12 protein-coding genes are annotated in these 14,451 nt (G+C 70.3%); 5 read left to right on the plus strand and 7 right to left on the minus strand.

What is annotated here, in order from left to right; translation table 11 throughout:
* The first annotated feature begins 76 nt into the window (after positions 1 to 76).
* Positions 77 to 718, plus strand: coding sequence for a MarC family protein (locus tag P1J78_RS04805; RefSeq protein ID WP_275566191.1), 642 nt, complete (start codon positions 77 to 79; stop codon positions 716 to 718).
* A 55-nt stretch (positions 719 to 773) separates the two neighbouring features.
* The gene (locus tag P1J78_RS04810; RefSeq protein WP_275566192.1) at positions 774 to 1,355 is read left to right on the plus strand and encodes a retropepsin-like aspartic protease family protein; all 582 of its coding nucleotides are present in this window, start codon (positions 774 to 776) and stop codon (positions 1,353 to 1,355) included.
* A gap of 128 nt (positions 1,356 to 1,483) precedes the next feature.
* Here P1J78_RS04810 and P1J78_RS04815 read toward each other — a convergent pair whose 3' ends face one another.
* The 6 genes from P1J78_RS04815 to P1J78_RS04840 form a co-directional block, all read right to left on the minus strand.
* The gene (locus P1J78_RS04815) at positions 1,484 to 2,194 is read right to left on the minus strand and encodes a DUF2189 domain-containing protein (protein WP_275566227.1); all 711 of its coding nucleotides are present in this window, start codon (positions 2,192 to 2,194) and stop codon (positions 1,484 to 1,486) included.
* A gap of 130 nt (positions 2,195 to 2,324) precedes the next feature.
* Positions 2,325 to 3,731, minus strand: coding sequence for an amidase (locus tag P1J78_RS04820; RefSeq protein ID WP_275566193.1), 1,407 nt, complete (start codon positions 3,729 to 3,731; stop codon positions 2,325 to 2,327).
* Between the two features lie 328 nt (positions 3,732 to 4,059).
* Entirely contained in the window at positions 4,060 to 5,184 is a 1,125-nt protein-coding gene (gene prfB / locus P1J78_RS04825; RefSeq protein ID WP_275566194.1) for a peptide chain release factor 2, read from the minus strand.
* A 92-nt stretch (positions 5,185 to 5,276) separates the two neighbouring features.
* Positions 5,277 to 6,104, minus strand: a complete 828-nt coding sequence (locus P1J78_RS04830) for an arylamine N-acetyltransferase family protein (protein ID WP_275566195.1) — start codon at positions 6,102 to 6,104, stop codon at positions 5,277 to 5,279.
* 87 nt (positions 6,105 to 6,191) lie between these two features.
* Complete coding sequence (locus P1J78_RS04835; RefSeq protein WP_275566196.1) at positions 6,192 to 6,944, minus strand: DsbA family protein; 753 nt, start codon at positions 6,942 to 6,944, stop codon at positions 6,192 to 6,194.
* A gap of 6 nt (positions 6,945 to 6,950) precedes the next feature.
* On the minus strand, positions 6,951 to 8,288 hold the full coding sequence (locus tag P1J78_RS04840) for a M48 family metalloprotease (protein ID WP_275566197.1): 1,338 nt from the start codon (positions 8,286 to 8,288) through the stop codon (positions 6,951 to 6,953).
* 59 nt (positions 8,289 to 8,347) lie between these two features.
* Here P1J78_RS04840 and P1J78_RS04845 point away from each other — a divergent pair, with 59 nt between their 5' ends.
* Together P1J78_RS04845 and P1J78_RS04850 are read left to right on the plus strand one after the other, a co-directional pair.
* Positions 8,348 to 9,487 carry an aminotransferase class I/II-fold pyridoxal phosphate-dependent enzyme gene (locus P1J78_RS04845; RefSeq protein ID WP_275566198.1) on the plus strand — a complete coding sequence of 380 codons (1,140 nt, stop codon included), beginning with the start codon at positions 8,348 to 8,350 and terminating at the stop codon, positions 9,485 to 9,487.
* 440 nt (positions 9,488 to 9,927) lie between these two features.
* Positions 9,928 to 11,139, plus strand: a complete 1,212-nt coding sequence (locus P1J78_RS04850) for an N-acetylmuramoyl-L-alanine amidase (protein ID WP_275566199.1) — start codon at positions 9,928 to 9,930, stop codon at positions 11,137 to 11,139.
* A 31-nt stretch (positions 11,140 to 11,170) separates the two neighbouring features.
* On the opposite strand, the gene P1J78_RS04855 is transcribed toward P1J78_RS04850, so the two are convergent.
* Positions 11,171 to 11,776 (minus strand): class I SAM-dependent methyltransferase, encoded by a 606-nt coding sequence (locus tag P1J78_RS04855; RefSeq protein WP_275566200.1) that lies wholly within the window; start codon positions 11,774 to 11,776, stop codon positions 11,171 to 11,173.
* Between the two features lie 160 nt (positions 11,777 to 11,936).
* Here P1J78_RS04855 and P1J78_RS04860 point away from each other — a divergent pair, with 160 nt between their 5' ends.
* Positions 11,937 to 14,450: a penicillin-binding protein 1A gene (locus P1J78_RS04860; RefSeq protein WP_275566201.1), complete on the plus strand. Its 2,514-nt coding sequence runs from the start codon at positions 11,937 to 11,939 to the stop codon at positions 14,448 to 14,450.
* Position 14,451 lies beyond the last annotated feature (1 nt).

Raw genomic sequence — 14,451 nt, forward strand, 5'->3', positions numbered from 1 at the left:
CGTCGAAAATTCGCACGCGCCCGGACAGCCGGCCCCAAAGGCTTCCCTCGCGCAGCGCGGCGCGGTAGCAACGGCCATGGACCCGGCGCAGCTCGTTACCGCCTTCGTCACGCTCTTCGTGGTGATCGACCCCGTAGGCCTGTCGCCGCTCTTCGTGGCGCTGACCCGCGGGATGCTGCCGCCGCGCCGCCGGGCCGTGGCGCTGCGCGCGGCACTGACAGCCGTCGGCCTGCTGACCGTCTTCGGCCTGTTCGGCGAAGCGCTGCTGGCCTTCGTCGGTATCTCAATGCCCGCCTTCCGCATCGCCGGCGGCATCCTTTTGTTCCTGACCGCGCTCGACATGCTGTTCGACCGCCGAGCCAAGCGGCGCGAGGGCCAGGCGCACGAGCAGGACGACGACCCGGGCGACGACCCCTCGGTGTTTCCGCTCGGCGTGCCGCTCACCGCCGGCCCCGGCGCCATGGCCGCGATGATCCTGCTGGTCGGCCAGCACGAGAACGACTGGACCTGGGTCGTCGCCATCCACCTGGTGATGGTCAGCGTGATCGCGCTGTGCCTGCTCTTGTGGCTCGCCGCCGGGCTGATGGAGCGGGCGCTCGGCCCCACCGGCATCAACGTCGTCACGCGGCTTCTGGGCATGCTGCTCGCCGCGCTGTCGGTGCAATTCGTGCTCGACGGGCTGCAGGGCGCCGGCGTGCCGCTGCTGACGGCTGCGTGAGGCTCCTGACAATCGCCCCCGCGCTGCCTATCTTGAGTCGGGAAAGGGTGGGTCCATGGATTCGCAAAGCATCGGAAGCCTCGTCTACCTCGTCCTGCTGGGCTGCGTGGTGGGCAGCTATTTCCTGATCAGCCATCGCCGCAACATCGGCCAGATGGCGCGGCACGCGCTGCTGTGGGGGCTGATCTTCCTGGGCGTGATCGCCGGGGTCGGGCTGTGGTCCGACATCCGGCGCGACATCGCCCCGCAGCAGTCGGTCTTCGCCGAGGAGGGCCGGATCGAGGTGCCGCAGGCGCATGACGGGCATTTCTACATGACCGCGCAGGTCAACGGAAAACCGGTGATGTTCGTGGTCGACACCGGCGCGACGGACATCGTGCTGACCCGCCAGGACGCGCGCATGGTCGGGATCGACCCCGAGCGTCTGGTCTATTCCGGCCGCGCCGGCACCGCCAACGGCGTGGTGGACACGGCGCGCACCACGGTGGACGAGTTCGCCGTCGGTCCGCTCGTCGACCGCGACGTGGCGGTCTGGGTGAACCGGGGCGAGATGAACACCTCGCTTCTGGGCATGGCCTATCTGCGCCGGTTCGAGCGGATCGAGATCTCGGATGGCACGCTGGTCTTGGAGCGGTAGGTCTCGCCGCGCCTCGCGCGCGCCGATCCGCCCGGGGCTCCGCCCCGCCGCCCTTATCGCCCGGACCGCTTGTGCGACACGGCCGGCCCTTGGAGTATTTCGGCCATGATGAAGCGGAGAAGGCCGCCTCAGACCGGATCGTAGAGCGCCCGGCGATAGAGGTGCCAGGTCGCGTGCCCCAGCACCGGCAGCACCACGAACAGCCCCAGGAACCAGGGCAGCATCCCCAGGAACAGAAGCCCCGCGATCACCGCGGCCCAGACCAGCATCACGCCCAGATTGGCGAAGGTCGCCCGCAAGCTCAAGAGCATCGCCGTGATGAAATCCACCTCCCGCTCCAGCAGCAGCGGCAGGCTGACCACGGTCAGCGAGAACAGGACGAAGGCCGCCACGCCGCCCACCGCGATCTCCACCGCGACCATCGTCAGCCCGGTGGGCGTCAAGTACATCTCCCAGGAGGTCGAGGCGTTGGTCAGCGCCGAGGGGCCCATGAACAGCGCGAACAGCATATGCGCCAGGAACGACCAGAACAGGAAGTAGATCACGATGATCGCCCCCGCCCAGGGGATCTGCCGCTGGCGTTCGCGCAGCACCACGCCCAGCACCGCGCCCCAGTCCAGCGGTTCGCCGTCCTCCAGCCGGCGCGACACCTCGTAGAGCCCGACCGCCGCGAAGGGCGCCACCAGCGGGAAGCCGAGGCTCAGCATCAGCGTCCAGATCCAGCCGCTCGCCCCCAGCGCCGTTAGGACCAGCCCCACCACGGCATAGACCCCGCCGAAGAACAGCCCGAAGAGCGGCGCGCGGCGGAAATCCCGCCACCCCCGCTCCAGCGACACCATCACCTCGGCCAGCGTGACCCGCCCGATCTCGGGCAGCGGCGACGCCTCGGCAGTCTCGGCCACGATCTCCTCCGTTCCGTCCGGCAGGCATCAGAGCATGAAGCGCGGCGGCGGCAAAGCCGAAAAAAGCTTAGATCGGGGGCGGCCGCGCCCCGGGCCAGTCGGTCGCGCCGTGATACGCCTCGGCCATCTGCAGAAGCGCCCGGTCGGCCCCGCGCGGCCCCGCCAGCTGAAGGCCGCCCGGCAGCCCCTGCGCCCCGAATCCCGCCGGCAGCGCGGTGCAGGGCAGGCCGATCAGGCTCACCGGCACGACGCATTCCATCCAGCGGTGATAGCTGTCCATCCCCTGCCCCGCGATCTCCTTCGGCCAGTCCCACTCGGCCGGGAACGGCCAAAGCTGCGCCGTCGGCATCGCCACCGCGTCGTAGCTCTGAAACATCCGCGCCGCCGCGCGGTACCACTCCGACCGGAGCGCGCTGGCCGCGAGGATGTCGGCATTCGCCAGGGCCCGCCCCCGCTCGATCTCCCAGACCAGCTCGGGCTTCATCAGCGCCCGCGCCTCCGGATCGTCGTAGAGCGCCCCGTGCTTGCCGGCCACCGCCCAGTGCCGCAACGTCACCCAGGATTCCCACAAGGCGTCGGCCGAAAACGGCGGCGCCAGCGGCTCGACCGCGCAGCCCAGATCCGCGAACACCCGCAGCGCCCCCTCGCAGAGCTCCAGGATCCCCGGCTCCACCGGCCACGCGCCGCCCCAGTCGCCCAGCCAGCCAATCCGCCGCCCGCGCAGATCGGCCGCCAGATCGCCGGCCTCGAACACCGCGCCCACGGGCTGCAGCGGGTCCGGCCCCGCCAGCACCTCCAAGAGCGCCGCGAGATCGCGCGGACAGCGCGCCATCGGCCCGTTCGTCGACAGGGGATGCAGGACCATCTCGCCCACCGGATCGCCCGGCACCAGCCCGTGCGTCGGCCGGTGCCCGTAGACGTTGTTCCAGCCCGCCGGGTTCCTCAGCGAGCCCATCATGTCCGAGCCGTCCGCCACGCTCACCATCCGCGTCGCCAGCGCCGCCGCCGCCCCGCCCGACGACCCGCCGGCCGAGCGCGACGGGTCGTAAGGGTTCCGCGTTACCCCGTGCACCGGGTTGTAGGAATGCGAGCCCAGCCCCATCTCCGGCACGTTCGTCTTGCCGATCAGGATCGCGCCCGCGTCCTTCAGCCGCCGCGCCAGAAGGTCGTCCGCCGCCGGAACGAAATCTTCGAAGATCGCCGAGCCGTAGCTCGTCGCGATCCCCTCGGTCGCCACCAGGTCCTTCACCGCCACCGGAATCCCGTGCAGCCAGCCGCGCCGCGGACTGCGGTTCGCCACCATCGCCTCGGCCAGCAACGGGCTGCGATCGCGCAGCGACACGATCGCGTTCACCGCCGGGTTCACCGCCTCGATCCGGTCGAGCGTCAACCCCACCAGCTCCGGCACGCTCAACTCCCGGCGCTCCAGCATCCCGGACAACTCCAGCGCCGACAGGTCCAGAACATCTTCCATGCCCGGAAAGGAACCCCGCCCCAAACCGAAGCGCAACCCCCTGCTTCTTTTCGTTAAAAATACGCCCGCCGGAGGCAGGCCGGACAGTCCAGCCCGAACCCCCGCCGATCAGGGGCGACACGTCGCCGATTTCAGGAAAGATCCTGCGCGGAAGCGCTCCTTTGGATTACCTCCGTCTCGCTTCGCGGCGGTGCGGTTCAAGGACCGGGCGCGCTCCGCGCGTTCGGCCCTCGGGCCGTCCACTGGACGCCCCGCCGCCTACGGCGGACCGGGCGTTCGGCCCTCGGGCCGTCCACTGGACGCCCCGCCGCCTACGGCGGACCGGGCCTCACTCCTCCACCGCCGCCTCCGCCCGGCTCTTGCCCGAGACGTCCAGCGCCAGCGTCGCCGCCATGAAGGCGTCGAGGTCGCCGTCCAGCACCCCTTGCGTGTCCGAGGTCTCGTGCCCCGTCCGCAGGTCCTTCACCATCTGGTAGGGCTGCAGCACGTAAGACCGGATCTGGTTGCCCCAGCCGGCCGAGCCCTTGTTCTCGTGCGCCTCGTTGATCGCCGCGGTCCGCTTCTCCAGCTCCATCTGGTACAGCCGCGACTTCAGCGCCTTCATCGCGATCTCGCGGTTCTGGTGCTGCGACTTCTCCGACGAGGTCACCACGATGCCGGTGGGCGCGTGGGTGATCCGCACCGCCGAGTCGGTGGTGTTGACGTGCTGGCCGCCCGCGCCGGACGCCCGGAAGGTATCCACCCGGATGTCGGCCGGGTTCACCTCGATCTCGATATTGTCGTCCACCACCGGATAGACCCAGACGCTCGCGAAGGAGGTCTCGCGCGTGCCCTTGCCGAAGGGCGAGATCCGCACCAGCCGGTGCACGCCCGACTCCGATTTCAGCCAGCCATAGGCGTTCGGCCCGGAGATCTTGTAGGCGCAGGACTTGATCCCCGCATCGCCGCCCGGCTCTTCCGACTGCAGCTCCACCTTGAAGCCGCGCTTCTCGGCCCAGCGCACATACATCCGCTGCAGCATCTGCGCCCAGTCGCAGGCCTCGGTGCCGCCCGCGCCCGCGTTGATCTCCAGGAAGGTGTCGTTGCCGTCCGCCTCGCCGTTCAGAAGCGCCTCCAGCTCCTTCTGCGCCGCGGTTTCCTTCAGCGCCTTCAGGCCGGCCTCCGCCTCGGACACGACCTCGTCGTCGCCCTCGGCCTCGCCCATCTCGATCAGCTCGACATTGTCCTCCAGGTCGCGCGCGATCCCCTCGTAGGTCTCCATCGCCGCGACCAGCGCCTGCCGGTCGCGCATCAGCTTCTGCGCGTTCTCCGGATCGTCCCACAGCGTCGGGTCCTCGACCCGCGCGTTGAACTCCTCCAGCCGGTGCTGGGCGGTGTCGTAATCCATCCGCTGACGCAACAGCGACAGCGACTTGCGGATGTCTTCGACGGTGGCTTGCGTCTCGGCGCGCATTGCTTGGATCCTGCTCTTTGGAGTCCGGCACAGATAGCAACGCCCCGCCCGCGCGGCAAGAACCGGCGGCCCGCCCGGCCCGCTTCCGGCCGTCAGCCGCCGGCGACCGGCGCCTCGGCCAGCCGCGCCCAGATTCGGGCGGTCATGTCGGGCCCGGCATTCAGCCCGAGCCGCGCGAACAGGGCCGACAGGTCGTCCGGCGAGGCCAGCACCGACTTGCGCAACCCGTCCGGCCCGTCCTCGGTCAGCGCGCGGTTGAACAGGCCGAGCCGGGTGGCCCCGTCCATGCCGGCGATCAGAAGGTTGCCGGGGAACACGCTGTTCTCCCAGGTCGCCGCGACATGGTTGGCGGCGGCCACCTCCTCGTCCGTCACATGCGCGCCGTCGAAGCTGTAAAGCGGCTCCCACCCGTCCGGGCCGCGCCGTTCCAGCACGTGCTCGTCCAGGCTCTCGTCGCGGGTCAGCCGGTAGCTGCCGTTCGCGACGCGCTGCTCGCCGGCGGCCAGCCGCAGCGGCGCGCGCGGCGCGGGGCCGCCGAAGCCGGTATCGGCCAGCCGCGTCCCGTCGTCCAGCATCACCAGCCAGGCGAGGTGGCTGCGCGCGCCCGGAAACGGCCGCCGCTGCCGCACCCGGCACAGCGCCCGGCGCGCGGTGAAGCCGCAGGCCGCCAGCGCCGCGCCGAACAGGCTGTTCTGCTCGTAGCAATAGCCGCCGCGGCGGTCCTGCAGGAGCTTCTTCGTCAGCGCCTCGGGCGACAGGTCGGGGACGCGGCCCAGGAACGGGTCGATGTTCTCGAACGGGATGGCGCCCAGATGCGCGTGCTGCAGCGTCGCGAGGCCGTCGGCCGTCGCCGGCGGCGCCTCGGGCAGGCCGAGGCGGTCCAGATAGAGCGCGAGGTCGTTCGGCGTGAAGGTGAACACCGGGATATCCTTGCGGTGACGCGCCGGCCGTCCGGCGCTCCGGGGCGCCGCCACCGCCGGCGGCGCGCCCCGCGCCCCGTCGGGGCCTTAGCCCTCCGCGCGTTCCTCGGCCAGGATCTCGCGCATCGCGTCGAGCGGCAGGTAGCCGCGCAGCATCTCGTCGCCGAAGATGAAGCTCGGCGTGCCGTTGATCTGCATCCGCTGCGCCAGCGCGCGGTTCTGCATGATGATCTCCTGCACGCTGTCGCTGTTCATCGCCGCGAAGATCTCCGGCGTGTCGAAGCCCTTCTCCTCGGCCATCGCCGTCAGCGCCTCCTCGGTCACGTCGGCGCGCATCGTCATCAGGTCGTTATGCACGTCGTAATACGCCTCGTCCCCCTCGACCTGCTTGACCGCGATGGCAAAGCGCGAGGCCAGCACGGACTGTTCGCCGAGGATCGGGAACTCCTTGATGACATAGCGGATGTTGCCGTCGGACTCGATCAACTCGGTCACCTCCGGATGCGCCTTGCGGCAATAGCCGCAGCGATAGTCCAGGAATTCGACCACGGTGATGTCGCCGTCGGGGTTGCCGCCGACATAGGAATAGCCGTCATTGACCAGTTCCTCGCGGTTGGTCTCCACCAGCGCCACGTCGTTGGCGGCCTGCTCCTCGGCCTGGCGCCGTTCGAGCACGTCGATCGCTTCCAGCAGCACTTCGGGATTGTCCATCAGATAGGCGCGCACCTCCGAGCGGAAGATCATGCGTTCCTCGGCGGTCATCTCGCCGATCTCGAAGGCGGCGAGCGGCGTGGCGGTCAGGGCCACGAGGGCTGCGGACAGCAGCAGGCGCGGTGTCATGGTCGATTATCCTCTTTCAATTCCGGCGGCTCGCGCCGCTGATAGCACATCCTGCGCGCGGTTCCACCCGCGCGAGCCGCGCGGCAACAGGCCCACCGCGCGCTCCGCGTGGATCGCCGCGGTCTTGAGATTGCCGAGCACGGCATAGCGTTCGGCGGTGACCAGCGAGGCCATGCCGTTATTGCCGGTCTTGGCATAGGCGACGGCCAGGTCGCGCAGCATCCGCGGGTCGGTGCCGTCGCGGGCGCGGGCGCGCTCCAGCACACCCAGCGCCTCGCCGTGCCGGCCGATGGCGACCAGCGCCCGGCCATAGCCCGCCAGGATCAGCGGCTCGGACGGCGCGGCATTGGCGGCGGCGCCGTAGCTGTTCGCGGCGCCGCCGAAGTCGCGCGATTCCAGCTGGATCTGGCCCTTGAGCTCCAGGTAATACGGATCGCCCGGCTTCATCGCCAGCAGCCGGTTGATCGCGGTCAGCGCCTTCGCCTTGTCGGACGACCGGTGATAGGCGATCGCCTGGCGCATCAGGCCGAGCTCGGAATTGTCGTTGCGCACCCGGTTCAGCGTCCAGCCCGGGCTGCGGGTGAAGGCCGACAGCTTCCCCTGCGCCCGCAGGAACCAGTAATTCGCCGCCGGGTTCTCCTGCGCACGATCCTTGTAGGCGGCGGCATAGCCCTCCACCGCGCGGATGCGGTCGCGCGACAGCGGATGCGTGCGGACGTAAGGATCCTGGCGGTACTCCGACAGCACCTCCTGCCCGCGGAAATATTCCAGCACGTCGGCCATGGCCGTCGGGTCGATGCCGCGCATGGCCATGTAGCGCAGCGCCGCCTGATCGGCCGAGGATTCCTCGGCGCGGGTGTGTTTCAAAAAGACGCGCGTGGCCGACGAACCGGTGCCGATGGCCACGCCGGCGGCCGCCTCGGGATGGCCGGTGGCGGCGCCCACGGCCAGCGCCAGCAAGAGCCCGAAGCGCGCGGCGGTATTGGCCGTGCCCAGGTTGGTCAGGCGCCGCGACAGGTGGCCGTTGGCGATATGCGCGACCTCGTGGGCGATGACCGCCTGCAGTTCCTCGGCGCGCTTCGTCTTCAGGATCAGCCCCGAATGGATCAGGATATGGCGGCTGTCGACGACGAAGGCGTTGAGGTTCGGATCGTCGACCACCAGCACCTTGATCTGCGCCGGGCTGAGCCCCGCGGCGGTGATCAGCGGCTTGGCGATTTCCTTCAGAGCCCGCTCGATATCGGGGTCGCGGACGACGCCGGCGGCCAGCGCGGGCAGCGCGAGCGAACAGAAGGCGAGCGCGAACACGGCCGTGCGCAGCATGTGGCCAAGGTGTCTCGCCATTGACTGTCCGCCTCTCCGGGTGCAGGTCCTGCCTCGCGCGGAAGCATAGAGAGAGCGGCATGCGGAACTCAAGACGCAGCGAGGTCGATCCCTTCATTGTGATGGACGTGATGGAGCGGGCGCGCCAGGCCGAGGCCACCGGGCGCCGCATCATCCACATGGAGGTCGGCCAGCCCGGCACGCCGGCCCCGGCGGGCGCGCGCGCGGCGGTGGCGCGGGCGATGGAGGCCGATCCGCTGGGCTATACCGTGGCGCTGGGGCTGCCGGCGCTGCGCGAACGGATCGCGCGGCTCTACGACGAGTGGTACGGGGTGGACCTGGACCCGGCCCGCGTGGTGGTGACGCCGGGCTCGTCGGGGGGGTTCCTCTTGGCCTTCACGGCGCTCTTCGACACCGGCGACCGGGTGGGGATCGGCGCGCCGGGCTACCCGTCCTACCGCCACATCCTGACGGCGCTGGGGCTTGAGGCGGAAATGATCGAGACGGCGCCGGAGAACCGGCTGCAGCCCGTGCCCGAGGACCTGCCCGCGGGACTCGACGGGCTGCTGGTGGCCAGCCCCGCCAACCCGTCGGGCACGATGCTGGACCGCGCGGCGCTGGCGGCGCTGATCGGCGCGGCGCAGGACCGGGGTGCGGCCTTCATCTCCGACGAGATCTATCACGGGCTGGAATACGGGCGCAAAGCCGTGACGGCGCTGGAGATCACCGACGACGCCTATGTCATCAATTCCTTCTCGAAATATTTCAGCATGACCGGCTGGCGCGTGGGCTGGATGGTCGTGCCCGAGGACCAGATCCGCGTGGTGGAACGGCTGGCGCAGAACCTGTTCATCTGCCCGCCGCATGTCAGCCAGGTGGCCGCGCTGGCGGCGATGGACTGCGGCGACGAGCTGAAGGCCAACCTCGCGGTCTACGCCGAGAACCGCCGCCTGATGCTGGAGGGCCTGCCGGCGGCGGGGTTTGGCGACATCGCGCCACCGGACGGCGCCTTCTACGTCTATGCCGACGTCTCCGACCTGACCGACGACAGCCGTGCCTTCGCCGCCGAGATCCTCGACCGGGCCGGCGTCGCCGTCACGCCGGGGCTCGATTTCGACGCCCGGCGCGGCACCGGCACGCTGCGCTTCTCCTACGCCCGCGCAACCGCCGACATCGCCGAGGGCCTGGAACGGCTGAGGGATTTCATGTCCCGCCGCTGACCCCCGCCTCGTCGCGCCCTCCCGGCCGCTTCTCGGACCCCCTGCTTCTTCTGGCCCAAAAAACTCCCGCCGGAGGCACAAAGACCCTGGCGCGCAGGTCGCGACATGCCCCCGCGCCGACGACCCAGGCGACGCACCCCGCGCCTCCCACGCGCCCCAGCTTCTTCTGGTTTCAAATATCCCCGCCGGAGGCATGAAGACTCTCGCGCCCCCGTCGAATTGAATTCGCCGGTCTGGCCGGAGCGCCCCGTTCGCGGCCTGTCCCGGCGCCGACGGCCCACGCGGCGCACCCCGCGTCTCCCTCGCGCCCCAGCTTCTTCTGGTTCCAAATATCCCCGCCGGAGGCATGAAGACTCTCGTGCACCCGGCGAATTGAATGCGCCGGTCTGGCCGGGACGCCCCGTTCGCGGTAGGATCGCGGAAAACACGGGCGAGTTGGTATGAGCAGGCTCCTCCTTACGATGATGGCCCTGGTCTGGGCCACGGTCGCGGTCGCGCAGGATCTCACCGGCCTGGCGCGGCTCGACTCCGCGCGCTCGGCGCTGCGCGACGACGGGCGCGGCCTGGAACTCGTGCTGGGCCTGTCGCAGCCGGTGCCCTACCGGGTGTTCACGCTGGACGACCCGCGGCGGCTGGTGCTGGACTTCTCGGTGGTGGACTGGTCCGGGCTGGACGCCGACGCCATCGACACGACCGAGGCGGCCAGGGTAGTCAGCGCCGGGGTGTTCCGGCCGGGCTGGTCGCGCATGGTGGTGGAGCTCGCCCGCCCGATGGCGGTGGGGGAGGCCTGGATGGACACCGGCGACGCCGCGCGCGTCACGGTGAAGCTGGTGCCGGTGGCGCCGGAGGTCTTCGCCGCGGCCGCCGGCGCGCCGTCGAGCGCGCTGTTCGCGCTGCCGGAGCCCTCCGGCGACCTGCCGCCGCCGCACCGGCGCCAGGACGGCTCGCGCCCCGTCGTCGTGGTGCTGGACCCGGGCCATGGCGGCATCGACCCCGGCGCCGAGCGCGACGGGGTGGTCGAGGCCGACCTGATGCTGCGCTTCGCCCGCGAGTTGCGCGAGGTGCTGCAGCGGGCGGGCGGCTTCGACGTGGTCCTGACGCGCGACGACGACATCTTCGTGCCGCTGGAGATGCGGGTGTCGATCGCGCGGATGGCCGGCGCCGACGTGTTCCTGTCGCTCCATGCCGACGCGCTGGCCGAGGGGCGGGCGCGCGGCGCCACGATCTACACGCTGAGCGAGGAGGCCTCCGACGTGGCCTCCGAGAAGCTGGCCGAGCGCCACGACCGGGGCGATCTGCTGGCCGGCGTCGACCTGACGGAGCAGGACGACCGGGTGGCGCATGTCCTGATGGAGATGGCGCGGCTGGAGACCCGGCCGCGGGCCGACCGGCTGGCCGATGCGCTGGTCGCGGCGCTGGAGGACAGCATCGGACCGTTGCACAAGCGGCCCCGGCTGGAGGCGTCCTTCTCGGTGCTGAAGGCCGCCGACATCCCCTCGGTGCTGGTCGAGCTGGGGTTCCTGTCCTCGAAACGCGACCGCGAGAACCTGCTGGACCCGGACTGGCGGGCGCAGGCGGCCGACGGTATCCGCGACGCGCTCATCGCCTGGGCCAAGGCGGATGCGGCGGAGGCGTCGCTCCTGCGGCAGTGAAGAGGGCGCGCCGCGCCCGATGAACGGGGGGTCAGCCCTGGACCGGGCGCGCCCGCGCCAGCCAGACCGTGTGGCCCGCGCAGGCGGGATCCTGCGGTCGGTAGTCGAGCACCTCGAAGCCGTGCGCGCTCATCAGGTCGGCATAGTCCTGCGGCGCCAGCGAGGCGTGGTAGACCGGCTCGCCCTCGACCCGCCCGATCGGCTCGGCCGCGACATGGCCCGTGGTGATCATCAGCACCGCCCGCGGCCCGGCATGGGCCGCGAAGACCGGGAACATCGCCCGCTGGTCGCCCGGCGACAGGTGAAAGAAGCTGTCCCAGGTCAGGATCGCGTCGAACCGCTCCTCCAGGTCCAGCCCGCGCATGTCGGCGCGCACCGCCTTGGCCCCGGGCACGTTCTGCCGGAACAGCGCGATCATCGACGGCGCCCCGTCCACGCCGGTGATCCGGCAGCGCCGGTCGGCGAGATAGGTGGCGATCGGCCGGCCCGAGCCGCAGCCGAGATCGAGCACCCGCCGCCCCGGCGCGAAGTTCAGCATCCGGTCGAGCCAGCGCCGCTCGAACAGCGTCCGGTTGCGGCTGGCATCGTAGCCGCGGGCCACGCGGTCATAGGTGGGCAGGACATCTTCGGGTCGCATTCCTGACTCGTTACGCGGGCCCGCCGGCCGGCACAACCGTTCGTGAAAGCCGCGCCGGAGAGCGCCCCATCACATGCGCGCGATGCCGCCTATGGGCCTTTCGAGGGGCCGGCAAAACCCCTATAGTCGCTTGCGGAAATCGAACACCCCGGGGGCAGGCATGCTGCGGTTCATCGCGTCGTTCTTCGGCGGTATTTTCAGCTGGATCACCACCGGCGCCGTGATGGCGGCGCTGATCGTGGGCGCGGTGTTCTACATGTACGGCCGCGACCTGCCGAATCACGAGCAGCTGTCGCTCTACGCCCCGCCGACGATCAGCCGCATCTACAACGGCGAGGGCCGGCTGATCGACGAGTTCGCCCAGGAACGGCGGCTGTTCACCCCGATCGAGGACATCCCCGACATCGTCAAGCACGCCTTCATCAGCGCCGAGGACAAGAACTTCTTCGTCCATCGCGGCTACGACCCGCGCGGCATGGTCGCGGCGGCGCTGGACGCGGCGCGCGGCGGGCGGCTGCGCGGCGCCTCGACGATCACCCAGCAGGTGATGAAGAACTTCCTGCTCTCCGCCGACCGGACCGCCGAGCGCAAGATCAAGGAGTTGATCCTGGCCAGCCGGCTGGAGGAGACGCTGTCGAAGGACGAGATCCTGGAGTTGTACCTCAACGAGATCTATCTCGGCCAGAATTCCTATGGCGTGACCGCGGCGGCGCAGGTCTACTTCAACAAGACGCTGGAAGAGCTGTCGGTGGCCGAGGCCGCCTATCTGGGCGCCCTGCCCCAGCGGCCGGCCGAGACGCACCCGGTGCGCGACCGCGAGCGCGCCCTGTCGCGCCGCGAATACGTCCTGCGCGAGATGCGCGAGAACGGCTATATCTCGGCCGAGGAATACGAGGTCGCCCAGGCCGACCCGCTGAGGACGGTCCAGGCCGGCGACTATGCCGCGTTCGGCGCGACCCTGCCGCCGCGCGACTACTTCACCGACGAGATCCGCCGCCAGCTGTCGGGCGATTTCGGCGAGGAGGAGTTCTTCGGCGGCGGCCTGACGATCCGGGCGACCGTCGATCCGGAGCTGCAGGCCGAGGCCGAAAAGGCTCTGCGCGCGGGGCTGGAGAAATACGACCGCGGGCTGGGCGTCTGGCACGGCAAGGAAGGCGAGATCGCCGAGGACAAGCTGGCCGACGCCGAAGAATGGCGCGCGGCGCTGACCGAGATCGACATGCCGCGCGACATCCAGGGGTGGTTCCCGGCGGTGGTGCTGGGGATCGAGGCGCAACAGCTGCGCATCGGCATCGAGGGCGTGGAGCCGACCGGCGAGGAACCGCAGGTCGTCCCGCGCGAGGACATCCGCTGGCTGAAGGGCGACTTCTTCGACAATTTCGAGGTCGGCGACGTGGTCTATGTGCGCCGGATGACCCGCGACAGCGACGGCTCCTTCCTCCGCTGGACGCTGCGCCAGATCCCCGAGGTGCAGGGCGGCTTCATGGCGATGGACGTGGAGACCGGCCGCGTGCTGGCGATGCAGGGCGGCTTCTCCTACCAGGATTCGGCGTTCAACCGCGCCACCCAGGCGGACCGGCAGCCGGGCTCGTCCTTCAAGCCCTTCGTCTATGCCACGGCGCTCGATTCCGGCTTCAGCCCGGCGACGATCATCATCGACGCGCCGATCGAGGTGAAGACGGGCGACGGCATCTGGCGGCCGACCAACGCCAGCCACCAGTTCTACGGCCCCACGCCGCTGCGCACCGGGATCGAGCGGTCGCGGAACCTGATGACCGTGCGCCTGGCGCAGGAGATCGGGATGGAGCTGGTCGCCGGCTATGCCGAGCGCTTCGGCGTCTACGACCGGCTTGAGCCGTTCCTGGCCAATGCGCTCGGCAGCCAGGAGACGACGCTGTTCAAGATGGTGGCGGCCTACGCGATGTTCGCCAATGGCGGCGAGCGGGTCGAGCCGACGCTCGTGGACCGGGTGCAGAACCGCTGGGGCGAGACGATCTATCGCCACGACGACCGCACCTGCGAGGATTGCCAGGTCGCCTCGCTGGAGCCCGGCGTGCCGCCGACGATCACCGACGACCGCGAGCGGGTGATGAACGCGATCACCGCCTACCAGCTGACCTCGATGATGCAGGGCGTGGTGCAGCGCGGCACCGCGGCGGGCCGGGTGAACCTGGGCGTGCCGGTGGCCGGCAAGACCGGCACCACGAACGACGCCAAGGACGTGTGGTTCATCGGCTTCACCTCGAACATCGTGGCGGGCTGCTACATGGGCTATGACCGGCCCAAGCGGATGCCCGGCGCCTCGGGCGGGGCCATGTGCGCGCCGGTCTTCGACCAGTTCATGAAGGTGGCGACCGAGAAATACGGCGGCGGCAAGTTCGACCTGCCGCCGGGCGGGCATTTCATCAAGATCGACCGCTTCACCGGCGCCCGGCTGCCCGATTCCGCCTCCGGCCCCAACGTCGTCGCGGAATATTTCCGCAGCGGCGAGGAGCCGGTCTTCGGCGTGATGTTCGACGGCGGCTGGGCGATGGGGTCGAACCTGCCGCTCTTCGGCCCCGGCGAAGGCGGGATCGTCGAGGACGGCGTCACCGTCGAGACGGCCGACGGCGAGGTGACGATCATCCCCGAGAAGGCGGATTTCGGCACGCTGAGCTCCGGCGGGCTCTATTGAG

It is taken from the genome of Psychromarinibacter sediminicola (genome assembly GCF_029168335.1).
In the GTDB taxonomy this organism is placed as follows: Bacteria; Pseudomonadota; Alphaproteobacteria; order Rhodobacterales; family Rhodobacteraceae; genus Psychromarinibacter; species Psychromarinibacter sediminicola.